This window comes from Pseudomonas sp. 05N432, from assembly GCF_056396945.1.
Map to the genome: position 1 here is coordinate 16005 of NZ_JBFTMM010000012.1, position 23952 is coordinate 39956.

The following is a 23952-nucleotide window of genomic DNA, read 5'->3' on the forward strand; positions in this document are numbered from 1 at the left end:
CCTACATGCAGACTTACAAAAAACTCCTCCTGGCCGCGGCCGCCACACTGGTGTTTTCGGCCAATGCAATGGCCGCCGAAAAACTGAAGATGGGCATCGAAGCGGCTTACCCACCGTTCAACAATAAAGATGCCAGCGGCCAGGTGGTCGGTTTCGACAAAGACATCGGCGACGCCCTGTGCGCCAAGATGCGGGTCGAATGTGAAGTCGTTACCTCTGACTGGGACGGCATCATTCCGGCACTGAACGCCAAGAAGTTCGATTTCCTGATCTCCTCGCTGTCGATTACAGACGATCGCAAGCAGGCCGTTGATTTCACCGACCCGTACTACTCGAACAAACTGCAGTTCATCGCACCGAAGAACGTCGACCTCAAAACCGACAAGGACTCGCTCAAAGGCAAGATCATCGGCACCCAGCGCGCCACCCTGGCCGGCACCTGGCTTGAGGACAATTACGGCAACGACGTCACCATCAAGCTGTATGACACTCAGGAAAACGCCTACCTGGACCTGACCTCCGGTCGCGTCGATGCGATCCTCGCCGACAAATACGCCAACTACGACTGGCTGAAAAGCGATGCGGGCAAAGACTACGAGTTCAAAGGCGAACCGGTTGTATCAAGCGACAAAATCGGCATTGCCGTGCGCAAGGGTCAGGACGAGCTGCGTAACAAGCTGAATGCTGCACTGAAAGAAATCGTCTCTGACGGCACCTACAAAAAGATCAACGACAAGTACTTCCCGTTCAGCATCTATTGATTCTGACTGGCCTGACCGGCGCCGTACTCTGACGGTGCCGGTCCTTGGCAATGCCTGCGGCAACTTGAATAGAAATCCATGACTATCGACCTCTACGGATTCGGCCCGGCGCTCGCCGCTGGCGCGCTGATGACCGTCAAACTGGCCCTCTGCGCGTTATGCCTGGGACTGGTGCTCGGCCTGCTCGGCGCCTTGGCCAAGACTTCCCCGTACAAGCCGTTGCAATGGCTTGGCGGCACCTACTCGACCCTGGTTCGCGGCATCCCGGAATTGCTCTGGGTGCTGTTGATCTACTTTGGCACGGTCAACCTGATGCGTGTCCTGGGCGAGTTTTTTGGTAATCCCGATCTCGCGCTCAATGCCTTCGCCGCCGGCGTGATCGCCCTCGGCCTGTGCTTCGGCGCCTACGCTACGGAGGTCTTCCGCGGCGCGATTCTGGCGATCCCCAAGGGTCACCGCGAAGCCGGTGTTGCGCTGGGTCTTTCGAGGTTCCGGATTTTTACCAGGCTGATCATGCCGCAGATGTGGCGCATCGCCCTGCCGGGTCTGGGCAACCTGTTCATGATCCTGATGAAAGACACCGCACTGGTGTCGGTGATCGGTCTGGAAGAAATCATGCGTCATGCGCAAAACGGCGTGACCATGACCAAGCAGCCGTTCACCTTCTACATGGTCGCGGCCTTCATGTACCTGGGCCTGACGATTCTGGCCATGACCGGCATGCACCTGCTGGAAAAACGCGCCGCTCGCGGCTTCGCGAGGAGCACGCAATGAATTGGGAAGTCATCATCAAGTGGCTGCCGAAACTGGCACAGGGCGCGACCCTGACCCTGGAACTGGTGGCCATCGCCGTCGTCCTCGGCTTGCTGCTGGCAATTCCGCTGGGCATCGCCCGCTCGTCGCGCCTGTGGTACGTGCGCGCACTGCCTTACGCGTACATTTTCTTCTTCCGTGGCACGCCGTTGCTGGTGCAGCTGTTTCTGGTCTATTACGGCCTGGCGCAGTTCGATGCGGTCCGCGCGAGCGCGATGTGGCCGTACCTGCGCGATCCGTTCTGGTGCGCCACCGCCACCATGACCCTGCACACTGCAGCCTACATCGCCGAGATCCTGCGCGGGGCGATCCAGGCCATTCCAAAGGGCGAGATCGAAGCAGCGCGGGCACTGGGCATGTCGCGCCCCACGGCGCTGTTCTACATCATCCTGCCGCGTGCCGCGCGCATTGGCCTGCCGGCCTACAGCAACGAAGTGATCCTGATGCTCAAGGCCAGCGCCCTGGCCAGCACCGTCACCTTGCTGGAACTGACCGGCATGGCCCGCACCATCATTGCCCGGACCTACCTGCCCGTGGAGATCTTCTTCGCGGCTGGCATGTTCTACCTGTTGATGGTCTACATTCTGGTGCGTGGCTTCAAGCTGCTGGAGCGCTGGTTACGCGTCGATGCCTGCCAGGGACGCTGATCGGCCGGTGCTTGCGGGCGAGCAGTTACTCGCCCGTTTCAAGGCGCTGGACGGGTTCCTGACCAAACACCAGGTACTCTGGCGACCGAGGCCGTTTACCCATCTGCAACTGCCGTGGGAAACGACCTATCCAGAATTGGCGGATTGGCTAAGCCAGCGTTCGCTGGAAGACGCGGAAACCAGTCATAACCATCCTGAAGACCTTCAGGCGCCTGCACCTTTTCCAGGACTGGCCGCACAGGCCATCACCCTCAGCGCTGTAGGCAACCTTCCCGTTCATTCGACCGAGCCTGCGACCCGACGACTGAACGTCGACGTGCCCGGCCGTAAATGGCAGCAGATCGAAGCCTTCGCCGGTTGCCTGCAATTTGCCGAAAAACCCCGGCACTGGCTGGACTGGTGCTCGGGCAAAGGTCATTTGGGACGACGCCTGCTGCAAGCTGGCCAACAGCTGACTTGCCTGGAATATGACCCGGCGCTGATCGCCAGCGGTCAAGCGCTGAGCCAACACCATCACCTTGCGGTCAACCATCTTCAACAAGATGTGATGGCAGCCGATGCGGCGGCGCGTCTGAACGCCGATCAGACACCGGTCGCCCTGCACGCTTGCGGCGATCTGCATGTACGGCTGATGCAACTGGCCAGCGCGGCCGGCTGCAAACAACTGGCCATTGCGCCCTGCTGTTACAACCGCATCAACGCTCGCCAGTATCAGCCGCTGTCCGACGCAGCAAAAGGCTCCGGCCTACAGCTTTCCCTCGACGATCTGGCGCTACCGCTGAGCGAAACCGTTACCGCCGGTGCCCGCGTCCGACGTCAACGCGACATGTCCATGGCCCGCCGACTGGCTTTCGACCTGCTGCAACGGCAACTGCGCGGTTGTGACGACTACCTGCCAACACCGTCGTTGCCCAGCGCCTGGCTGGATAAACCCTTCGCCGATTACTGCCGCGACCTCGCGGCGCTGAAAGACTTATCCACAGTCCCGGCGCAGGATTGGTCGGCGCTGGAAGCCGCTGGTTGGGAACGCCTGGCCCGGGTGCGCAATCTGGAGCTGCTGCGCGGCTTGTTCCGCCGCCCGCTGGAGCTGTGGCTGGTACTTGACCGAGCGCTGTTTCTCGAAGAACAGGGTTACTCGGTGCGCCTGGGATTGTTCTGCGAAACCCCACTGACGCCGCGCAATCTGATGCTGCTGGCCGAGCGTCGATAACCCCCTCCATTTCGATCAACAGCCTGTGGATAAGTCTGTTGATGAAACTTGACAAAAGCCTTTGGATCCATGGCTTATAGGCCATAAATGCGCTTGGTCATTTTTTGTTCACATTAAAAAACAGGCGAAAAAACAGCCAGTTGCGATTTGTTGAGAACTGCTCCACAAAATAAGCCGTAAACGCAGCGAAACCACCTCCCGCTGTGCATAAGCATTAATCCGAAAGGTCATAACCAACCTCCACTATCTGAACTATCGTTGCCAGGCGTCAGAACTCTCTGGCACTCAGGACAGCAAGGAGCTGGGACACAATGACCACACTGAAAAGTGCACAGGAAGCCGTCGATACCGTCGCCAACGAAGCCATTCTCGCGGCCATTCAACAAACCTTCGCCGTTGGCGGGGCGATCATCAACAACGCTACCGGCGAAGTCATCGCAGCACTTCACAACAACGTGTTAATGCCTTTTCCGGGGAGCGGCACCACCTACTTCCTGCCCCATGACCCGACCGCCCATGGCGAGCGACAACTGGTGGACTGGTACTACGCAAAAGCGGAATCGCTGAAGCTTCCGCCGCCCAACAAATTGACCATTGTGACCACGCTGGACCCTTGCGCCATGTGCGCCGGCGCTTTGCTCACGGCCGGATTCAACGTCGCCGTGAGTGCGATCGATGACTACGCGGGGATCAACTACAACAGCCAGTTCACCTTCCCCTCGCTGCCACCGCACATTCGTCAACAAGCGCAAAAAACCTGGGGCTATTACGCAATCGCCGCGCCTGTCAGCCGTGCTTATCAAGGCTCAATGAGCCCGGTGTTTGGCGGTCAGACCATCGACTCGGCGGCGTACTACCTCACCAGCTCGATCTTCTCTGCCAGCGTCGACACAGTGCGCAAAGCGAGCAACAACAGCGGTCTTGAGCCTTCGAAACTGAAAAACCCGGCCACGCTGCCGGCGAACAGTCCGGTACGCCAGGCATTGACCAAAGTGAGTCCGTACGCCTTGACGGTCACCTCCAGCAACCCGCGTGACCCTGGTGCGGAACTGGCGCCGCCGCTGCTGAAAACCGCCCAGCAAGCCAGTGTGTTCAACTCTGTGGCCTTGCTGGATCCCTTTGGCAACCTGCTGGTGTGCCTGGGCGGCGTGGAAAACCAGTCGCCGATTCGCACGGCATTCATGGAAACCACCCGCAGCTATGCGGTCATGCGCTGGACCCTGATGAACGACCCGGACCCGGCGGTACGTGCCCAGGCCGAGCAATACCTGACACACCCAAAATACGGCACCTTCGTGTTCCTCTACGCACCAGACCCGACCACCCCTCAAGCGGTGATGACCTTCGGCGCGTACGGCTCGACCATGGAGGGCCCGGTGCCGCAAAGCTATCCGTCGAACCTGCAATACGTATTGTTGCCAGGCAACACCACAGCGCAGGCGCTGTCGCAACTGGCCCAGAACCTGCCGCCGTTCTATACCCAAAGCGTACAGGTGGCTCCCGCCCAAGTCCTGAGCCAGGCCCTGATCAACGCCGTTAAAAACGGCGTGTAACCGGCTAACGCCATTGCAAGTCCAGACCCGTCGAACCCTCGGCGGGCCTGCCACACTCCCCGTCTTTGGCCGCTATACCCGCACACTTTCTGATTGAAGATCGCTACACTCCTGAGCCTGACCCGCTGCGACATTCAACGCACGCGCCCATTTCCCAGGCAATTCGAGCTATCAGGAAGAGACCGTGACGCTCATTTCTTATGCACAAAATTTCGAAGACATCCGGTTGTGGCGCGTACTGAAAAACATCGAGAACGGCTTTTACATCGACATCGGCGCCAATGACCCAAGCCACGACTCCGTGACCCGAGCGTTCTACGACCACAACTGGACCGGCATCAACGTCGAACCGGTGCAGGTTTATTACGACGCGCTGTGCCAGCAACGCCCCAAAGACATCAACCTGCAATGCGTCGCTGGCGAAACCGCTGAAGCCCTGACGTTCTACGGCATCGCCGACACCGGCCTGTCGACCCTCGACCCGGCCATCGCCCAGCAGCACAAAGATGCGGGCATGCATGTGCAGACCCAGACCGTCACCTCGCGCACCCTGGCGTCGATTTGCGAAGAACACGTCAAAGGCCCGATCCACTTCCTGAAAATCGACGTCGAAGGCCACGAAGAAACCGTACTGCGCGGCATGGACTTCGTCCAATGGCGACCGTGGATCATGCTCATTGAAACCCCATGGAACCGCGACCAGACCTGGGAAAAAATCGTCACCGAGGCCGGCTACCACCCGGTGCTGTTCGACGGTATCAACACCTTCTACCTGGCCGAAGAACACCTGAACCTCAAGCCTGCATTCGAGATTCCACCGTGCAATCTGGATGACTTCCAGTTCTGCAAAGGCCACAAGTTCAGCCACCCGGTTGCAGACCTCGAAACCGCGCTGAACGCCGAACGCCAACGCGCCGACCGCGCAGAGGCCGAGCTGCACGCACTGCGCAACAGCCGCTCGTGGCGGGCGATTCAGACACTCAAGAACGTACTGGTTCGCACCTGACGCTCCAGACCTTACATCAGGCGGAAACAACGCAATGACTCTCGACACCTTGATCCTGCACTGGCGCTCAGAAGTCTCGAACAAGAAAAAACCTGGAAGCCGCATCGGGCTGATCAGCAACATCCTCAGAAGAATCAGAAGGAACAACACCCTCCGGTATTTGTTCTGGTTCAGGTTTGCCCAGTACCTGAATAGCGGAAATGCGTTCGCGCGGCTCTATGCCAAGCGCATGGAGAGAAAAATCAACCTCAAGTACGGGGTCGACATCAGCATTGATGCCGACATAGGACCGGGTTTTCGCATCGGCCACCTGCCTGGCGTCGTCATCACCGGTTACGTCAAAATCGGTCGAAATTTCTTCATTCGCCAAAACACAACAATCGGCATAAAAACCATGGGCCTGGACGAGTACAACCTGGTGATTGGCGACAACGTCAGCGTCGGGGCGAATAGCTGCATCATCGCCGACAGCCTTTCAATCGGTGACAACGTCACGATCGGGGCCATGTCATTCGTCAACAAAAGCATCCCGGCGGACAGCACTTTTTACAACGCGCGATAACCACAGGCTGATCAAAACCAGCCTCGGAGCGCTCAAGCACACACAAGGGCACGAACCTTGTCAGGGTCCTGCTGAAAAATAGTCAGTAATCAGGGGTTTACAGAAGCCCGCCAATCGCTATAATCGTCGCCCAACACGCCGGTATAGCTCAGTTGGTAGAGCAACTGACTTGTAATCAGTAGGTCCCGGGTTCGACTCCTGGTGCCGGCACCATACAAAACGAAGCCCTCGTAGAAATACGAGGGCTTTGTTGTTTCTGGCATCCAGAAATCCAACTGCCATCCCCCCTCCTGTGGGAGGCGCCGAAGGCTGCGATCTTTTGATCTTCAACGAAGATCCGGTCGCCCTTGGAAAATATCGCAGGCTGCACCAGTTCCCCAACCGGGAAAATCAATCTGAGAATCATCTAGCCGGCCTCCCCACCCAGCCCTTGAAACCGGGGTGCCCCCCCCAAAATAGAGCTCACACTCGATTGCACGGTTGAAGAACCAGATAGACGTAAAGAAATAGGCCTCCGATCCTGGGATCTGGCTAGACAATTCCAAACGGATCTAACCTTTGCGCGAGGCACATACATACTGACGATTAGGCCCATCGGGAAGCCCTTTGACTGACTCTCCTTGAAGTCCAACGCAAATGATATCGATAGTAGAAATTTGCCATCTCATCGAGAAGAGCTTCCTTCCAAATAAGTGTGAATGCGTTGTGGCGCACGATTTAACACTCACCGTGAGGATTTTCCATCCTGGCAGTGAAAGGGAGATGTTTGTGGTCACTGGCATTTCTGTAATGAAATTCCAGAACGGACACGATGTTGCGGGGTTGATCAAGGAGCTAAGGGATGATGTTCAATGCATTAGACCAACACTGCTGTTGTCCCCAAATAAATGACTCCTCTACAGAATCGCCTGCTGGCTGCACTGCCCGTTGATGTCCAGGAACGTCTGACCCCCCAGTTGGAGTTAGTGTCCTTACCGTTGGGTAAGGTCGTGTATGAATCTGGGGATATCTTGCAGCATGTCTACTTCCCCACCGACGCCATCATCTCTCTGCTTTACGTGATGGAAGACGGCGCTTCGGCGGAAATTTCCGTGGTGGGCAATGAAGGGCTGGTTGGTCTGGCCGTGTTCATGGGCGGCGACAGCACACCGAGCCGGGCCATTGTGCAGAGCGCTGGCCACGCATACCGATTGAAGAGGCAGCAACTGAAAAGTGAGCTCAATCGTCATGGAGACCTGATGAAGCTGCTGCTGCGCTACACCCAGGCGCTGATCACTCAAATGGCACAAACGGCGGTCTGCAACCGCCATCACTCGATCGACCAGCAGCTATGTCGTTGGCTTCTGCTGTCTCTGGACCGCTTGCCGAGCAATCAGCTGACAATGACCCAAGAGCTTATCGCCAACATGCTTGGCGTACGTCGAGAAGGCGTCACTGACGCTGCTGGGAAATTACAGAAGCTCGGTGTGATTGAGTACAGCCGAGGGCACATCACGGTGCTGGACCGGCCGAAGCTCGAGGAACTTTGTTGTGAGTGCTATGCCGTGGTCAAGAAAGAGACCGACCGACTTCTTGGGAGTGTTAAGCCACCTTTGGCTTAAGGCTGGATAACGGCGGTTTGTAGTGATCTGCCCCCCATCGCTCCTCAAAGATCATTGTTCCCAGATGCCGCTCCCGCCTAGACCCCCTTGCCAAGAAAAGGCGCGGTTTCCACCTCCAGCATCAGCAACACCATTTCCGTCAATTCGGCGTCGCTCTTCTGTCCCGCATAGAGGTCATGCAGTGCTTTGGCGAAGGGAATACGCAAGTCCTGGTTTTCTTCGCGGGCGCTGTCGCTGTATTGCATGAGTTCGCTGATGGCTCGCATCACTGCCGCTTGCCACCGGGCGGTGGTCCTCGGACCATCGCCGGTGATTGCAATCAACTTATCCTCCGTCAATTGGCGAAGGGCGGGTTCCCGCAACGGCTTATGCGGCTTTGGGTTGCGAGTGTTCTTTGACATACCGGACGATACTCAGCGTTTCCTGCCGGAACTGCTCGTAGTCGATCTGCTGGGCGTTAATAAAGGTGCTGCCCATCATGGTCAGCGACCCCATAAAGCTGGCTTCGGAAATTTCCTCGTCAGTCGCGCCAAACAAGCGCGCGGCTTCGGTATGGAACAGGGCGCAATACTTACAACGAGTCGCCCCGGACACTGCCAGACCGATCAACTCCTTGTACTTGTTAGGAATCCTGGTTTCTGCCAGCCAGAAATCCCGGGCTACGCCCCAGAATCCGTTCGCTGCACCTTCCGGCATCTGCTTGATCCACTCCGGTACCTGACCCAGGGTCTGCTCAATTTCCCGATAGGTATCACGAATGGCCATTTGGCACCTCCTTACCTCTCTGGAGACATCTGCACCAGAGGTACAACTTAGTTTAGTTCGCTGGCGGCCATGCCAGAGCCGGCAGCAGGACAACTCCAGCAACGAATCCTTAAATATCGTAGAAACAACAGGATGGATTTAGACTTTTTTGGCGCAATGACGGACCACTAAATGCTTGGAGTTATCAAACAAAACCCCCGCAGCAATGCGAGGGCTTTGTTGTTTCCGGGGTTTGGAAAAGCGGTCCTTAATGACCCGCGCTCTGACCGCCATCGACGTGCAGGATTTCACCGGTGACGAATCCTGCGGAGTCCAGATACACAACGGCCTGGGCGATGTCGCTGACCTCACCCATGTGCCCGACCGGGTGCAAATTGCCCAGCGCTTCGTGGGTTTCTTCGGCGTGCATCGGCGTTTTGATGATGCCGGGGCTGACCGCGTTCACGCGAATTCCACGCTTGGCATATTCGATGGCCAGGGATTTGGTTGCGGCGTTAAGCCCACCTTTGGTCAGCGACGCCAATACCGACGGCACGCCGTCGACCGCGTGGTCTGTCAGGCTGGTGGTGATGTTGACGACGTGGCCGCGGCCTTGTTTTTCCATCTCGGCGATGGCGAGTTGGGTGATGTAGAAGAAGCCATTCAGGTTCACCGACAGTACCGCGGCGTAGTCTTCGTGGGTATAGGCGGTGAACGGCTTGGCGACGAAGATCCCGGCATTGTTGACCAGAGTGTCGATACGGCCAAAACGTGCGATCGCTTCACGAATCACCCGCTCGGCAATCGCCGGGTCGCCGATGTCGCCCGCCACGCTGAGGATGTCCGGGTCGGTGGACGGTTTGATCGAACGCGAAGTGGCAACCACCCGGTAATCGAGATCACGGAAGGCCTTGACCATGCCTGCGCCGAGACCTTGGGATGCGCCGGTAATAACAATGACTTTTTTCGAATTGCTCATGATGAACCTCTACAAAATAATGGAGTTTTAAACGTGATCAATCAGGCTTCAGCGGGGGCCTGCGCCATTTGCTTCAGCATCTGTTCGTAGTACTCGACCGATTGCGAACCGGACACCAGGTGACGACCGTTGAGGATCATGGCCGGTACCGAGTTGATGCCGTGATCTCGGTAAAACGCTTCCAGCTCACGCACCTCCGTGGCAAACGCTCCAGACGCCAGCACCTCACGCGCACGCGCCGCATCCAGACCTGCTTCAGCCGCCAGGCGGACCAGCGTCTCGCGATCGCTCGGGTTCTGGCCGTCGCTGAAGTAAGCGCGCAGCAAGCCTTTCTTCAGTTCGATCTGCCGCCCTTCCTGCAATGCCCAGAACAACAGACGGTGAGCATCGAAGGTGTTGTAGAAGTGGCTGCGCTTCTCCAGATCGAACGTGAAACCGATGGCTTGACCACGGGCGATCTGCATCGCTTTGCCGGCCGCGATGTCCTCGGCGCTGCGCCCGTATTTGCGCATCAAGTGCTGGACCGCGTTTTCGCCTTCAGCCGGCATGTCCGGGTTCAACTCGAAGGGTTTGAAGGTCAGCTTGACCGACACTTCACCGGCCAGGTTCTCGATAGCCCGCTCCAGCGCCGTCACACCCAAGGCGCACCACGGGCACACCACATCGGAGATGAAATCGATGGTGACGGGCTGACTCATGACTGCCCCTCTGCCAGTTGTTTTCGGTACTGGGTGGTGGTGATCCCGGCATAGCCCCAGTTATCGGTGTCGACTTCTTCGATCACGATGTGGGTCAGGTCCGGGCGTTTGTTGAGGACCCGCTCCAGGGTTTCAGTGATTTCGGCGATCACCTGAGCTTTCTGCTCCGAGGTAACGCCATCGCGGGTAATGCGTACGCTGACGAAAGGCATGACGACTCTCCAGTGACCTGCCCTTCGGGATGATGGGTAGGCGGTGGGGATGACTGTATGGCGTTGTCTTGGTGGGATAAAGATGGGTCCAAGCACATCATTAGTGACGTGATGTAATTAATATGGGCGGGACTTTGGTATGTCTAAACCAGTGCTATGCCCCTGAAAAATCCTGGACGAACGCGATCTGGGGACTGTCAGGCCAAGAAAAACTTAATGTCGTGTCCGGAGTTAATTGACCACTACACCCACCCGTTACAATTCCACATCAGCACAACGTTGACGGCCCTCTCCGCCAACCTATAATGCACCCCAACACACCCGCCAAGCCTAGGTTGACCCCGTCAGCAAGCTCAAATCGTGCGGGTTTTTTTTGCCTGGAGAAAACTACATGAGGCCCTTTGACAAGCCGGCCCTCAGCGTAGAACAGCAATTGGAACTGCTAAAGCAACGAGGCTTGCACGTCGCTAACGACGACCGAGCCATGCGCTTCCTCGAAGTAGTCACGCTGTTTCGCCTGAGCCCCTACATGCGCCCGTTCCAAGAGCCGGGCTCCGAACACACCTTCAAGCCCGGTAGCACCCTTAAAGCAGTCGTAGACATCTACCGCTTCGATGGCTCATTGCGGCGCATTACCATGGATGCCATCGAGCGTGTCGAAGTCGCCGTGCGAGCAACTATTAGTAATCACATGTGCCCAAAATACGGGCCTGACTGGATAGCTGATGCATCAGTCTTCTCCTCGTCATACTCGCATCCCGAGCTATTACGCCCCCTGCGGGATCAACTGAATAAGGAGCGCAACAAACTCGGACGTGAAATTGATCGCATTGCGAAAGGTCGGCAGATCGATGGGCTCCAGCAACAGCGGATCGAAAACCGCAAGCGTGATAACTATTTCCGATACTACGGGGCGACTTATGCTCATCCTGAGCTACCGCCAGCTTGGGCGGTCCTGGAAGAGCTCAGCCTTGGGACGGTCTCGACCCTCTTCAATGCCATAGGCAAAAGTGCCGATAAGAAAGCTATTGCCGCCAGATTTGATCTGCCCTTCGATGTATTGGCCTCCTGGCTGCACACCCTGACGTTCATTCGAAACTGTTGCGCCCACCATTCACGGTTATGGAACCGAGAACTCTCGATTCGGCCCTCCCTGCCCAAAGAATGGGTCATCCTCAATGCGCCTGCCAACCAACCTCAGCCCAAACAACGGCTATTTATCGTTTTGACGATGCTGGCCTATCTAACCGACTTGATCAGCCCAGACAGCCAGTGGAAGCCTCGTCTTGCCGAAATAATGGATCAGCAGGGGCCGGCAAACTTGAGACTCATGGGTTTTCAAAGTGATTGGAAACGTCAACAGCAATGGCGCCTGGAGTAACGAATCAGGCGATTGTGCCGCGCAGATGCAGGTCCACTCGAGCCTCGGCCAGTACTTCGCCACGCTTGCAGACTATCAGCCCGCACGCTAGGCTCCCGTCATCGCTGCAAATTCAGCGAACGGGTTTGGCGACCCGATTTACAATAGGCGCACAGGCGCCACCATTACGATTGCTGGCGTTTTTTTTCGCTCGTACTTTTCTGTTATGGCGGCTGTGCGCGGGAGACTTTCGGGTCTGCCGGGTTCCTATTGTCCCGGTTCGCCAACCTGCGTACAGCTGCCACCCATAATCGTTTGGCGACGGTTCGTGGCAGTTCCTCAACAATAGGAGCTAGACCATGTACAAGATCAGTCCGTCCAAATTCTGCGCCAGGCGACCTTCAAGGTCCCACTTTGCCTCCCCACATCTCGGAGGTGTCCAATGACTAACCCCCAAGACCTCAAAACCATCGGCCTCACGCCCTTCTCCATCCATTCCGACCAACCCCTCTTCCGCGTCAACAGTGGCGTCCCGATCCGCGAAGCCCTCTCCCACGTTTCCGACTTGCTCCACCTTTCCAAACTGCTGGCCGAAGACGCGGCGATGGAGCGCAATACGGACCGCTATGCCTGGGCATCGCACTATTTGCAGGAGATGAGTAAGGCGGTGATCGATGACGTGGTGAAAGTGCTGGGCGCGCCGGGTAATAACCGCAGCCAGTAACGTCGTGACCCGAACCTGATCCGCACGCAAGAAAAAAACCCGAATCATTCGGGGCTTTTCGTGCGTGCGTCTCAGACCTCGCTGACTTCAAACACGAACGAGATCTCACGGCTGCTGGCGCTCCAGACGTAGCGGATGGGCGTACGCACGCCAGTGGTTGTCATCAAGACTCCATTGTAAGGATCTCATCGTTAAACATCGGATACCGTTTCCTGGTTCTGATGACCACCGACGCATGGCTCGCCTTCAGGTTGACACATGCGTCATCTGTGGCAGAAAATCGACCCGAGAGCGCGAAACCGACTGCCTTCAGGTGGCGATAGTCGGCGTTAGGAACCCCGTTGATGGCCTGAAAATCAGCGCTCGGGTGAGACCTCTCCTCCCCTGCTTGAGGGAGCACAATATCAAGCAACCTCATCAAGAAAAGCAGCCTAATCAGGCTGCTTTTTTTTGTTTGGGGAATAGGTATCGCTGATAAACCAGCTCCCCATGTCGATGCTTGTTCAACGCCTTTTTATCGCAGTTCATGAAGTTCCAAAGGACATGTCCATGCTCAACATGGATCACCACCAACATCTGGTACTTTGTGTCGTATGCGCCAATGAATGCGAGACGATAAGACCCGTCGTTGTAGGAAACCCGCCAAATTTCCAATGGACTTCGCATCGTGTCCACAGCAAATCCGGTGAAACGTTCTCGAGCGTTTGGGCGTTTTTCTACAATGTGTGAAAGATACTGACGCCGAACCGTCACCGGAACATACGGCGTTTCGATCAACACAGCGTCAACCCCTTCCTGCAATCCAAAACTCAACGCTACCTGCTCCAGAGCAGTATCGAAATCGATAGCGCCAGGTAGTTCCTGCACTGAGCGAACCGCAAGGGACACCGTAATATCTCGAATATCAGGTAAGCCAAGGTCCTTCCAGTTTTCCTGGTCTGGAGTTTCCTTCACTCCCTGCACATTCATTCGACCATCTCTCTAGGCATCAATCGATATTTCAGCCAGTTGAGTAGTCGATGGAAATCAGCCGGATCTCCTTTTCCTTGGAGAGACGTCCGACACTCGTGAAGGGCGCTGCTGATCAAATATCGTTTTTTTCATGGGGCGAAAAAAAGCCCCGAACCAGTCGGGGCTTTCTCATTTCGGCCTTGTATCAGGCCTCAACCACGCAACCGATCATCAGAAGATGTTGATCGGGTAATCCACGAAAACACGGACTTCGTTGCCGCTGACGTTGTAGTCGCTGGATTTCTGCGACACGCGCAGGACCGAGCTGCGTACTTTCACGCTCAGGTCTTTGGCCGGGCCGCTTTGGACCACGTACTTGAACTGGTTGAAGATTTCGCGCTCGGTGCCGCCGGTGCTGGTGGCGGTGGTGATGTTGTCGCCACGCACGTACGCCACGTTGTAGGTCAGGCCTGGAACGCCGAAGGCGCCGAAGTCGAGGCCGTAACCCAGCTGCCAGCTGCGTTCGTCTTCAGCGTTGAAGTCAGACCAGTAGGAGTTGGCGAGGTAGATGGTGTTGCCACCGTCACCGACACGACTGTGATCGTTCTGATAGCCGCCGTACGGGTAGCCGAGGTTGCTGTCACCGGTGCTGCGCTGGTGCGCGAGAGTGAACGAGTGCGGGCCGGTGACGAAGGTCGCTGCCAGGCTCCAGATTTTGTTGTCCTGGCCTTCGGTTTTGTTATCAAGGGCGTAGGACTTGTCCAGCTTGGTCTGGTAGCCGTTGAAGTCCAAAGTCAGGGACTGATCGGTGGCCAGCGGGAACACGTAGTTCAGGTTCACGTACTGTTTCTTCAGGACGTCTTCTACGTTGGACGCGTAGAACGCACCTTTGAACTGGTCGGTGAACTGGTAGCGACCGCCCAAGACGTTGATCGATTTCAGGCCACCGCTGTCACGACCTTCGGCGCTCTTGCGCGATTCGGCGGTGAAACGACCAGCGTTCAGCTCCAGGCCTTTGATCTCCTTGGAGGTGATCAAGGTGCCGGTGTAGCTTTCAGGCAGCAGACGCGAGTTGTCGTAGTTCAGCACCGGCAGCTCCGGCATCTGGTCGCCGTAGGTCAGCACAGTGTTGGACAGACGGAATTTTACCGCCGCGCCAGCCTTGGCCAGGTCATCGGCGGCTTCGCCGCTGTCGCCTTGCTTGAAGAAGTCGATACCGCCGGCGCCGCTACGGCCCTTGCCACCATCGAGGCGCAGGGCGTACAGACCGAAGGCATCAACGCCGACACCGACGGTGCCCTGGGTGAAGCCCGACGAGAAGGTGCCGATGGCAGCCTGGCCCCACTCGGCCTTGTCTTCTTTACCGTTCTTGTAATCGCGATTGATGTAGGCGTTGCGCAACAGCACTTTCAGGCTGCTGTCGTCAACAAAACCCTTGGACTCCGCCTGGTCGTTAGCCATGGCTTGAGTGGCGCTAAAAATCCCCAGAGCGATCAGACCGATCCGCTTGTTCAACATGTTATTTTCCTTATTACGGGTTTATACGCGCTGTGACCGCTGGCTGAAATGGCTGTTATTGCGCTCTTTTTTCACTCCAAAACAAAAGGCCCGCCCACGCAAAAGCGAGGCAGGCCCTTATTGTTTTTTGAAGTCGTGGCGGTTGGCCACAGGCGTTGGGGCGAATCCTAGCCGCGCCCCCAAGCATGTGTCAATTTCGTGAATCTTCTGTAATTAGGCGAAAATCGTCTAAGAACTTACTGCTCAGCGATCGCCAATTGCACCGTGTGGCTGTCCACAAACTGCTCGAAATGGGTGACTTTGCCGTTCGCCAAAGTCCACAAATGCGCGACTCGGGCGTTCATCGGACGCCCCGTGGCCTTGTAGATACCGCTGTAATTTCCGTAGGCGAATACCTTGTCACCCTGCGCGACGTAGCTCTCGGCCTTGAACTGAAAATCGTTCCATTCAGTGCCCAGACGTTTGAAGACATTCTCGACGATGGCGTCAAAACCGACGTAGGTCCCCGCGTAGGGAAACCCAGCCGCTTCAGTCCATTGCGCATCGGCGGCCAACGCTGCAGCAGTGTTGCGTGCATTCTCCTGGGAGTTGGCACCTTCGTAGGTGCTTTTGATCAGGCTCAGGTTATCCATGGGTCGCTCCGCGTAGTCGATGAGATCAGTGAGCACAACCGTCCAGGCCACAGGCTTGAACCGGGAAAGTGGATTCGTTCGGCTGGGCGACGACTGATTGGCTCAACCAGGCCGCAAATGCTTCAGGCTTACCGAGCCATGGACTGATGTCGACCACGGTGAATTGATCGTCCTGCTCCAGCACCAAGGTCGGGAAGCCCTGGCCACCAACCTGCGCCAACAGTGCGCGGCTTTTCTTGATGTGGTCTTGGGTTTCGTTCGCCAGTGCGTCCTTGAACTCGCGCTTGAAAGACTCAGCTTCCAGGCCAATCGATGCAGCGAGTTCCAACAACACCGCTTCATCGGCAATCCGCCGACCTTCCACGTAGTGCGCGCTCTGCAAACGCCCCAGCAGTTCCAGCCCACGTCCGGCGAGTTGTTCAGCGGCCAGCACGGCAGCAATCGGTGGCGCGGAATCAAACACGGCAGTGTGATCGCGCAATAGGCCTTCGAAATACGCCTCACCAAATGGCTGCCCGGTGTACTCGGCGATGCGTCGGTCGTGAGGCATCACGTAATCACGCAGTTGAGGTGAAACAGTCTGCCGGTTGGCGCCAGTCATCATGCCGCCACCGTGGGCGATCACCGGCAAGACTGCCTGTGCCGCTTGCACCAATGGTTTGGCACCGTAGCACCAGCCGCACAGTGGATCGTAGATGTAATGAAGGGTTGCGGTAGACATGGAAAGCTCCAGCAAAGTCGTAGGAATTCGATGCCGGCAGACTATTCCTATGACGGAGAGGGAAAAACGCCGTAATGGCTTTTAGTCTGTTTCGCAGATCGGTCAAATGACCTGTTTGGGCCAAGGCAGGCTGGACCAAACCTGAACCCACTTTTCCAAGGGCAAAAAAAAAGCGCTGCCATCCGGGCAGCGCTTTACCAATCCTTTGCTTTCTATCCTTCAATCACATCCCACAAGGCTTCAAGTTCTGCCTCACTGAATAAACCAGCGGGATAACGCTCGATCATCATCCTGCGCGGGTCAGGTTCTCTGACCTGTCGCGTTCCGTTGGATTTCAACCATTRCGCCAGCACCTGAAGCGATTCGCCATTCATTGCCAAGGGATGCGATGTCCGCTCGCTGACCATATTCATTTCCGGCGCTCTCTCCTGGTTCGTGAGCGGCTAACTTATCCAAGGTTTATGACAGAACAACGCGGTTCTACATTCCCGAGAATTGCTCTCGGACAGATACAAGAGCTATGCCAAAGTGCCTGACAGGCCGGCATGTGGATATAAAAAAACCCGCAGTCCATAGGAGCTGCGGGTTAGATAAGGGGTCACTCACATGAACCGGATAAAACACGGATCAATTCAGCGCCACTAGTTGTTACAACTTCACTCAACCTTTGTGCGGTGCCGGCTGTTGTTGGGTAAGGCAATGGATGTTACCGCCACCCAGTAACAGTTCACGCCCCGGCACCATCACTACTTCGTGCTGCGGGAACAGGTTCTGGAGGATTTCCTTGGCTTGCGCGTCCAGCGGATCGTCAAAGCTCGGCGCAATGATGCCGCCGTTGACGATCAGGAAGTTCACGTAGGAACCGGCCAGGCGCACAGAAGGGTTACGTTCCTGGGTACCGTCCACCGGGTCGACACCGGCGCACTCTTCCTCGGTCGCGTAAAGCGGCCCCGGAATCGGCATTTTGTGCACCTTAAATGGGCGGCCCTTGGCGTCCTTGGTGCTTTGCAGCACTTTCATTGCGGCCTGGCAACGCGGGTAGTTCGGATCCTGCGGATCGTCGGTCCAGGCCAATAGCACTTCACCGGGACGCACATAGCAGCAGAAGTTATCCACATGACCGTCGGTTTCGTCGTTGAACAAACCGTCCGGCAGCCAGATGATTTTATCCACAGCCAGTTGTGCACTCAGCACCGCTTCGATGTCGGCGCGGTTCAGGTGCGGATTGCGATTGCGATTCAACAGGCACTCTTCGGTTGTAATCAGCGTGCCTTCGCCATCGACGTGGATCGAACCGCCTTCGAGCACAAAACCCTCGGTACGGTAACGCGGGCTGCGCTCGATCTCGAGGATCTTGCCGGCCACTTGCGAGTCACGATTCCACGGCGAATACAGACCGCCATCGAAGCCGCCCCAGGCGTTGAAGTCCCAGTCGACACCACGGACTTCGCCGCTGTTGTTGATGACGAAGGTCGGCCCGGTATCGCGGACCCAAGCGTCGTCGCTGGACATCTCGACGAGGCGGATATTCGGCACGTCCAGACGCGCACGGGCGTTTTCGTACTGGGCCGCCGAGACAGCAACGGTCACCGGTTCAAAACGCGCGATGGCCTTGGCCACCGCAACGTGAGCGGCTTGCGCCGGCTTGCCACCCAGGCGCCAGTTGTCCGGACGCTCCGGCCAGACCATCCAGGTCTGGGTTTGGGTCGCCCACTCGGCAGGCATGTAAAAACCATCAGCGCGGGGTGTGCTGTGCAAAGTAGTCATAGCGATCAGGACTCCAGGGAACCGTCGAGGGTTTTGATTGCGCCGTACAGGTTCGGGCGACGATCACGGAACGAACCCCAGGCGCTGCGGATGTGCTCCAGCTCGTCGAGGTCGAAGCTCTGAACCAATACGCCTTCTTCGGTTTCGTTGAGCTCCTGGACTTTCTCGCCGAACTGGTTGGCGATGAACGACGAGCCGTAGAAGGTGATGTCGTAGCCGTCCTGCTCTTCATTGCCGATACGGTTGCTGGCGATCAGCGGCATCAGGTTGGCACCGGCATGGCCTTGCTGGACGCGCTGCCAGTGGTCGCGGGACGAGATGGTCTTGTCGTGCGGTTCGCTGCCGATGGCGGTTGGGTAGAACAGGATTTCCGCGCCTTGCAACGCCATGCTGCGGGCGCATTCCGGGAACCACTGATCCCAGCAGATGCCCACGCCGATTTTCGCGTAACGGGTGTTCCAGACTTTGAAGCCGGTATCGCCCGGGTTGAAGTAGTACTTTTCATGGTAGCCAGGACCGTCCGGGATGTGGCTTTTACGATAAATCCCGAGGTTGCTGCCATCGGCATCGATGATCGCGATGCTGTTGAAGCGTGCGCGACCCGCCAGTTCGAAGAAGCTGATCGGCAGCACGACTTGCAGTTCTTTGGCGACTTTCTGGAAGTGCTTGATGGCCACGTTGTCTTCAACCGACGTGGCCAGTTGCAGGTAATCCGGGTTCGGCTTCTGGCAGAAGTACGGGGTCTCGAACAGTTCCTGGATCAGGATGATCTGTGCGCCTTTGGCTGCGGCCTCACGGACCAGCTTCTCAGCGGTCTCGATGTTGGCTTCAAGGTCCCAGGAACAAGCCATCTGGGTAGCGGCGACGGTAACGATACGGCTCATGAATCATCTCCCGGGCGGGTTCAGAGGGTCGATTGTGGCATCGACCGATGACAGAAATGGGAACGGCCAGGCGCGGTGATCCACGCCATAGTGTTACGGCGCCTTTTATAACCGATAAAAATCGGCTTTAAAAGCATAAGGCATTCATTTAATCAAAAATATCTTACAAAAACCCGATAACAATCGAACTTAACGCAWTCCCTGCTCGCGATGGCGGTCTGACAGCCAACATTGATATTGGATGTACCGGCCTTATCGCGAGCAGGCTCGCTCCCACAAGGGGAGTGTGTTTAGAGGCCTTCGTCGAGCACCTTCGACAAGGTATCGACAAAGAAATCCACGCTGCGTCGCGTGGTCACCATCGGTGGTTTGATCTTGAGGATGTTCAGGTAATCGCCGGTCGGCTGCATGAAAATCCCCAACTCGCGCAGGCGGTCGCACAACGCCGTGGTTTCTTCCGTGGCCGGTTCCAGGGTTTCGCGGTTGCGAATCAGCTCCACGCCCAGATAGAAGCCTGAGCCATGCACCGCGCCCACCAAAGGATGGCGGTCGATCAACGCTTCAAGCCGCTCCTTGAAATACCCGCCAACGATCCGGGCGTTTTCCCAGAGCTTCTCTTCCTTCATCACATCCAGCACTGCAATGCCGATGCGGCAACTGACCGGGCTGCCGCCCGCCGACGAGAAGAAATAACCTTCGGCTTCCAGCGCCTCGGCGATTTCTCGTCGGGTGATGACCGCACCCAATGGCTGGCCGTTACCCATGCCCTTGGCCATGGTGATGATGTCCGGCACCACGCCCTGCTCTTCAAAGCCCCAGAAGAACTTGCCCATGCGGCCGTAACCGACCTGCACTTCGTCGGCAATGCACACGCCACCCTGGGCACGGACCAGCGCATACACCTGTTTCAGGTAACCCGGTGGCAGAGAGATTCCACCGGCGTTGCCGTACACCGGCTCGCAGATAAAACCGGCCAGTTGTCGCTTCTGCTCGGCAATCTTCGCCAGGTTGTGTTCGACGCTGCGCACGTAATCCGGTGCGCTGTCGAGGCCACGGAATTCGCCACGATAGGTGTTCGGCGCCATCACCGGGTGCACCCAGTCCGGACGGCTGCTGAGGGCCTTGGGGTTATCTGCAATTGAAGTCGATACCGCATCGGCGGCCACCGACCAGCCGTGATAGGCCTCAAGCACACTAAGCATGTCACGACCGCCGCTATAGGCCCACGCCAGGCGAATCGCCAGGTCATTGGCCTCGGTGCCGCTGTTGACCAGAAACACCCGATCCATCGAGTCCGGCGCCAGCGCCAACAGGCGCTCGGAAAACTCGGCGATAGCCGCATAGTGGAAACGCGAGTTGGTATTGAGCAACGACCACTGACGGCTGGCTTCGGCCGCCATGCGCGGGTGACCGTGACCGAGCACCGCAACGTTGTTGAGCATGTCCAGGTAGGAGCGGCCCTGCATGTCGATCAGGTGATTGCGCCAGCCCCGCTCGATGCGCGGTGGATCGACGTAATAGTGTTTTTGCGAACGGGCAAAACTTGCGTCGCGACGCGCCAGCAAAGTATGCGGATCGAGTTCGACCTCAGCGTCGCAGGCCAGTCCCAACAATGCCGCGGGTGACGGGCACAACACCTGCCAGGCAGGTGCGCGGGACGGTGAGCAAAACAGCGGTGGATTCAACTCGGCGCCACGGCAGAGCTGAACCCGTAACGCACCGCCGACTTCACCCAGCACCTGCCCTTTGACCACGGCCGCACCGGTGTGCAGTGAGGGTTTGACACCCCACAGGCGCACGCTCAATTGTGCGCTGTCCAGTTGCACGCGGCCGTCAGCGCTCAGGTGCACGACACCGGCAAAGGGCGCTTCAACCGTTGTGCCCTGCGGCACCTGCAAGTCAACGTGCAGCGGGCACGTGTCCGGCTCGACGGCGCTGTCCGGACGCGTCTGCGATAAACGGTATTGCCCGTAACGACTGGCCGCCAAACCATGGGCTGCCGCCGCTTCGACCAGTAGACGTTGATCGATGCCGTCCTGCTCCCAATTGCCCGCTTCGAAATGCGGGCTCAAGACACCGAGGTCGATCAAGGCAAACTCGCGGCCCACCAGGCTTGGCAGTAATGGCGCAAACCCCTGGCTGGCAATCGCCGGCAGCGACTGGCCGACTGCTGTCAGAATCGCCGCTTCCATCAGTTCAAACGGCACCGAGGTCGCGACGCGGAAGATCTCCCACTCGTGGTTCAGATTGTCGCGGCTGTATTGATTCTGCGGATCAATGCTGACCTGTTGCTCACCGCTGAGCACCAGCACCGCAGCCCGCGCGACGATCAGCGGCCACAGCGCCTGCAACTCTTCATGCGTCAGTGGATTGACCGCGTGATAAGCCTGGACCGCCGGCAAAATGCACAGCGGATCTCCATCGGCATGATGCAGCAGCGCGGCGCAGGTCACCGACAAATCGGTAATGCGCCAGGTACGGATCAGATCGCCAAAATCGATGACGCCCTGCAACTGCCAGTGACGTTGCCGATCCCGTTTCCAGACCACATTGTCATCAGTGATATCCATGTGAATCGCCTGCACCGGCAGCTTCGCCGCCAGTGGCTGCACACGCCGCTCGGCCTGTTGCGCGGCCTCGGCGATCACTGCTCGCTGCCGCTCATCGCTGATCACCGGCAGCAGGTGATTAATCAACGCATTGGCGTGTCGGGCGTCCCACTGCAAGGTTCGCTCAAGCCCCGGATGCTCGAATCCGGCCAGCGCCAGATCCATTTCGCCACAGAGTTGGCCGAGGCCGGCAACCAGATCATGGCCAAGGTGTTTGAGGTGGGTCAGCGATTGACCTTCGATGTAGTCGAGCAAGCGCACATGCAGTGCTTGCCCGGCCAGGTCCAGGGTCAGCAGGTCCTCACCGTTTTTCGCCGGAATCACCCGTGGCACATGCAAACCCGGTTGCGTGCCCAGGTGTTTGAGGGCGGCGTGCTGGGCGTACAGTTCCAGCGCCGCGTAGTCACCCCGGCAGATTTTCAAGACGAAACGGCCCTGGTCGCTGTCGAGCCGGTAGTTGAGATCCTGCTGGCTGCCCAGCGACTGCAGCGTCCCGCTCAGGCCGTAGTGCTCGCGCAGCAGCTCCAGCGCTTGCTGCGCAGTGACTTGCGGGCTGGGCAGACTGGCACGATGAATCAACGTGGCGAGCAACATACAACGACCCCTGGAATTTTTATAAGGCGTCTATATCGCCACTGCTGACCGCGATACGCAACCCCCTTATACCGGTCAGTGATCAATAAGGGCGGAGGCTTTCACGCCACGCTACACAGCGGTGAACTTTCCCACGAAGCGTGTCGAACCCGAGGAATGTTCGGCACTTTCTCACACCCCTAGGCTGCCTTCCTTGGACAGGGAAGCCCGCCGCACATGCCAGAACGCTCATACCCGCTGACGTACAAAGAACAGCTGCGCCGCCGTATTTTGCAGCCGCCGCCATCACCCAACCTGTATCCGCCGATTGCCGATTTTCCGGTGAATCGCCCCGCTGATCCCGCCCCCAACAAACCGCTGGGCTGCGTTTTCGCCAAATCCTGCAAGTTGCCGGACGGCATTATCAATTACGCCAATCCATCCGGTTTTGTACCGCTGGATTCGTTGAAGGATTACGGAAACTTTGCCCTGCTGGGTGGGCGAGAGACCGACAGCTCTGGCGCCGTGCCGCTCAAGAAAATCAGTGGCAGTGCATTGCCCATCGGCCTTGGTGGCCTCGCTCTGGCCGGGTCATCGGTCAGCGCTGTCACCGCCGTCGGCGGCACTGTTGCTGCCGGCTTGCTAACCGGTCTGGTCGCCCTGCTCTGGCCCTCCGAGCTGGGCGACAGCGCCCTCTATAGCGAAGAGCAACTGCGCTCGCTTGAACAAGCCAACTCCCGGGTGCGCCTGCGCGTCGAGCAACAGGCTGACGGCACCCTCAAGGGTTACGGCTTCTACACCGGCAACAACGCCGAATGGCAACGGATCCCGGTCATTCAGTTCCAGACACGCAAAGCCCGACAGGTCGCCGTATTCGGCGAAGGTCTGGAACTGATCTGGACCCCGGCTATCAACCCAGCAGACATCCTCGGCATTCCCGCACTGGAGGCCGCCCCGCAAGCGCCGAACATCTGGGTCTATCCTCCGACCGAGGCGAGCAACAGCATTCTGGTGAACCCGATTTATCCACCGGAGTATCAGGATTTCATCCTGGTATTCCCTGCGGATTCCGGGGTTAGGCCACTTTATGTAGTGGTGAGCGGTCGGAGGAGTGGCCTTGTAGACCCTGATCACAAGTACCACTCCAAACCTACATTTCTGCCCGCATTTCCCAACGCCATATGGGCAAAACCCAAAACTCCTATTCGAGGAGGGGGCGGCAAACGTGCCCGCTGGAAGGATCCTGAAGGGAAAATTTACGAATGGGACTCAGAAAGTAAAGCCGTCGAAAAATATACGAAGCGAGGAAAACACCTCGGCGAGTTCAACCATGTGACAGGTGAACAAACGAAAGATGCTGATCCAACAAGATGGGTAGAACCATGAAGCACATGTTAATGGGTGTTCCACGCGATGAAGACTTTCCA

The 23952-nt window shown here is 57.5% G+C and carries 25 protein-coding genes and 1 tRNA gene; 13 read left to right on the plus strand and 13 right to left on the minus strand.

Going from position 1 to position 23952, the window contains the following annotated elements; genetic code table 11:
• Positions 1 to 5: 5 nt before the first annotated feature.
• The 10 genes from AC1DHT_RS14325 (at position 6) to AC1DHT_RS14370 (ending at position 8153) form a co-directional block, all read left to right on the plus strand.
• On the plus strand, positions 6 to 761 hold the full coding sequence (locus AC1DHT_RS14325) for an ABC transporter substrate-binding protein (protein WP_427544639.1): 756 nt from the start codon (positions 6 to 8) through the stop codon (positions 759 to 761).
• A gap of 78 nt (positions 762 to 839) precedes the next feature.
• Positions 840 to 1535: an ABC transporter permease gene (locus tag AC1DHT_RS14330; protein ID WP_427544637.1), complete on the plus strand. Its 696-nt coding sequence runs from the start codon at positions 840 to 842 to the stop codon at positions 1533 to 1535.
• Complete coding sequence (locus AC1DHT_RS14335; protein ID WP_427544635.1) at positions 1532 to 2221, plus strand: ABC transporter permease; 690 nt, start codon at positions 1532 to 1534, stop codon at positions 2219 to 2221. The genes AC1DHT_RS14330 and AC1DHT_RS14335 overlap by 4 nt, the downstream gene beginning before the upstream one ends.
• Positions 2202 to 3431: a methyltransferase gene (locus tag AC1DHT_RS14340; RefSeq protein ID WP_442114525.1), complete on the plus strand. Its 1230-nt coding sequence runs from the start codon at positions 2202 to 2204 to the stop codon at positions 3429 to 3431. Before AC1DHT_RS14335 ends, AC1DHT_RS14340 begins: the two co-directional genes overlap by 20 nt.
• 311 nt (positions 3432 to 3742) lie before the next feature.
• Complete coding sequence (locus AC1DHT_RS14345) at positions 3743 to 4984, plus strand: nucleoside deaminase (protein ID WP_427546331.1); 1242 nt, start codon at positions 3743 to 3745, stop codon at positions 4982 to 4984.
• A 184-nt stretch (positions 4985 to 5168) separates the two neighbouring features.
• Complete coding sequence (locus tag AC1DHT_RS14350) at positions 5169 to 5990, plus strand: FkbM family methyltransferase (RefSeq protein WP_427546333.1); 822 nt, start codon at positions 5169 to 5171, stop codon at positions 5988 to 5990.
• Between the two features lie 34 nt (positions 5991 to 6024).
• Positions 6025 to 6552 (plus strand): serine acetyltransferase, encoded by a 528-nt coding sequence (locus AC1DHT_RS14355; RefSeq protein ID WP_427546335.1) that lies wholly within the window; start codon positions 6025 to 6027, stop codon positions 6550 to 6552.
• Positions 6553 to 6689: 137 nt separating this feature from the next.
• Positions 6690 to 6765 (plus strand) — tRNA-Thr (locus AC1DHT_RS14360).
• Between the two features lie 423 nt (positions 6766 to 7188).
• Positions 7189 to 7443: a DUF1652 domain-containing protein gene (locus AC1DHT_RS14365; protein ID WP_427546337.1), complete on the plus strand. Its 255-nt coding sequence runs from the start codon at positions 7189 to 7191 to the stop codon at positions 7441 to 7443.
• The gene (locus AC1DHT_RS14370; protein WP_427546339.1) at positions 7440 to 8153 is read left to right on the plus strand and encodes a Crp/Fnr family transcriptional regulator; all 714 of its coding nucleotides are present in this window, start codon (positions 7440 to 7442) and stop codon (positions 8151 to 8153) included. Before AC1DHT_RS14365 ends, AC1DHT_RS14370 begins: the two co-directional genes overlap by 4 nt.
• A gap of 77 nt (positions 8154 to 8230) precedes the next feature.
• Here AC1DHT_RS14370 and AC1DHT_RS14375 read toward each other — a convergent pair whose 3' ends face one another.
• From AC1DHT_RS14375 to AC1DHT_RS14395, 5 genes are all read right to left on the minus strand, one after another.
• Positions 8231 to 8476, minus strand: a complete 246-nt coding sequence (locus AC1DHT_RS14375; protein ID WP_427546341.1) for a hypothetical protein — start codon at positions 8474 to 8476, stop codon at positions 8231 to 8233.
• Between the two features lie 43 nt (positions 8477 to 8519).
• Complete coding sequence (locus tag AC1DHT_RS14380) at positions 8520 to 8918, minus strand: carboxymuconolactone decarboxylase family protein (protein WP_427546343.1); 399 nt, start codon at positions 8916 to 8918, stop codon at positions 8520 to 8522.
• A gap of 247 nt (positions 8919 to 9165) precedes the next feature.
• Complete coding sequence (locus AC1DHT_RS14385; RefSeq protein WP_427546345.1) at positions 9166 to 9876, minus strand: SDR family NAD(P)-dependent oxidoreductase; 711 nt, start codon at positions 9874 to 9876, stop codon at positions 9166 to 9168.
• A gap of 41 nt (positions 9877 to 9917) precedes the next feature.
• Entirely contained in the window at positions 9918 to 10574 is a 657-nt protein-coding gene (locus AC1DHT_RS14390) for a DsbA family oxidoreductase (protein ID WP_427546347.1), read from the minus strand.
• Entirely contained in the window at positions 10571 to 10786 is a 216-nt protein-coding gene (locus AC1DHT_RS14395; protein ID WP_019691259.1) for a tautomerase family protein, read from the minus strand. Before AC1DHT_RS14395 ends, AC1DHT_RS14390 begins: the two co-directional genes overlap by 4 nt.
• Positions 10787 to 11177: 391 nt before the next feature.
• Between AC1DHT_RS14395 and AC1DHT_RS14400 the strand changes: the two genes are divergently transcribed.
• On the plus strand, positions 11178 to 12167 hold the full coding sequence (locus tag AC1DHT_RS14400; protein ID WP_427546349.1) for an Abi family protein: 990 nt from the start codon (positions 11178 to 11180) through the stop codon (positions 12165 to 12167).
• A gap of 421 nt (positions 12168 to 12588) precedes the next feature.
• The gene (locus tag AC1DHT_RS14405; RefSeq protein ID WP_145016713.1) at positions 12589 to 12870 is read left to right on the plus strand and encodes a DUF3077 domain-containing protein; all 282 of its coding nucleotides are present in this window, start codon (positions 12589 to 12591) and stop codon (positions 12868 to 12870) included.
• A gap of 435 nt (positions 12871 to 13305) precedes the next feature.
• On the opposite strand, the gene AC1DHT_RS14410 is transcribed toward AC1DHT_RS14405, so the two are convergent.
• The 8 genes from AC1DHT_RS14410 to AC1DHT_RS14445 all read right to left on the minus strand — a co-directional run bounded on the left by AC1DHT_RS14410 (position 13306) and on the right by AC1DHT_RS14445 (position 22546).
• Positions 13306 to 13839 carry a PBECR2 nuclease fold domain-containing protein gene (locus AC1DHT_RS14410; RefSeq protein ID WP_427546352.1) on the minus strand — a complete coding sequence of 178 codons (534 nt, stop codon included), beginning with the start codon at positions 13837 to 13839 and terminating at the stop codon, positions 13306 to 13308.
• Positions 13840 to 14052: 213 nt separating this feature from the next.
• Positions 14053 to 15339: an OprD family porin gene (locus AC1DHT_RS14415; protein WP_427546354.1), complete on the minus strand. Its 1287-nt coding sequence runs from the start codon at positions 15337 to 15339 to the stop codon at positions 14053 to 14055.
• A 236-nt stretch (positions 15340 to 15575) separates the two neighbouring features.
• On the minus strand, positions 15576 to 15971 hold the full coding sequence (locus AC1DHT_RS14420; protein WP_427546356.1) for a nuclear transport factor 2 family protein: 396 nt from the start codon (positions 15969 to 15971) through the stop codon (positions 15576 to 15578).
• Between the two features lie 25 nt (positions 15972 to 15996).
• Entirely contained in the window at positions 15997 to 16692 is a 696-nt protein-coding gene (locus AC1DHT_RS14425; RefSeq protein ID WP_427546358.1) for a DsbA family protein, read from the minus strand.
• A gap of 212 nt (positions 16693 to 16904) precedes the next feature.
• Positions 16905 to 17105 (minus strand): hypothetical protein, encoded by a 201-nt coding sequence (locus AC1DHT_RS14430; protein ID WP_477761379.1) that lies wholly within the window; start codon positions 17103 to 17105, stop codon positions 16905 to 16907.
• A gap of 247 nt (positions 17106 to 17352) precedes the next feature.
• On the minus strand, positions 17353 to 18459 hold the full coding sequence (gene aguA / locus AC1DHT_RS14435) for an agmatine deiminase (RefSeq protein WP_427530703.1): 1107 nt from the start codon (positions 18457 to 18459) through the stop codon (positions 17353 to 17355).
• A 5-nt stretch (positions 18460 to 18464) separates the two neighbouring features.
• Complete coding sequence (gene aguB, locus AC1DHT_RS14440) at positions 18465 to 19343, minus strand: N-carbamoylputrescine amidase (RefSeq protein WP_103318203.1); 879 nt, start codon at positions 19341 to 19343, stop codon at positions 18465 to 18467.
• A gap of 290 nt (positions 19344 to 19633) precedes the next feature.
• Positions 19634 to 22546 (minus strand): aminotransferase, encoded by a 2913-nt coding sequence (locus AC1DHT_RS14445; protein WP_427546363.1) that lies wholly within the window; start codon positions 22544 to 22546, stop codon positions 19634 to 19636.
• 216 nt (positions 22547 to 22762) lie between these two features.
• Here AC1DHT_RS14445 and AC1DHT_RS14450 point away from each other — a divergent pair, with 216 nt between their 5' ends.
• Positions 22763 to 23911, plus strand: coding sequence for an S-type pyocin domain-containing protein (locus tag AC1DHT_RS14450; protein ID WP_427546365.1), 1149 nt, complete (start codon positions 22763 to 22765; stop codon positions 23909 to 23911).
• Positions 23912 to 23952 lie beyond the last annotated feature (41 nt).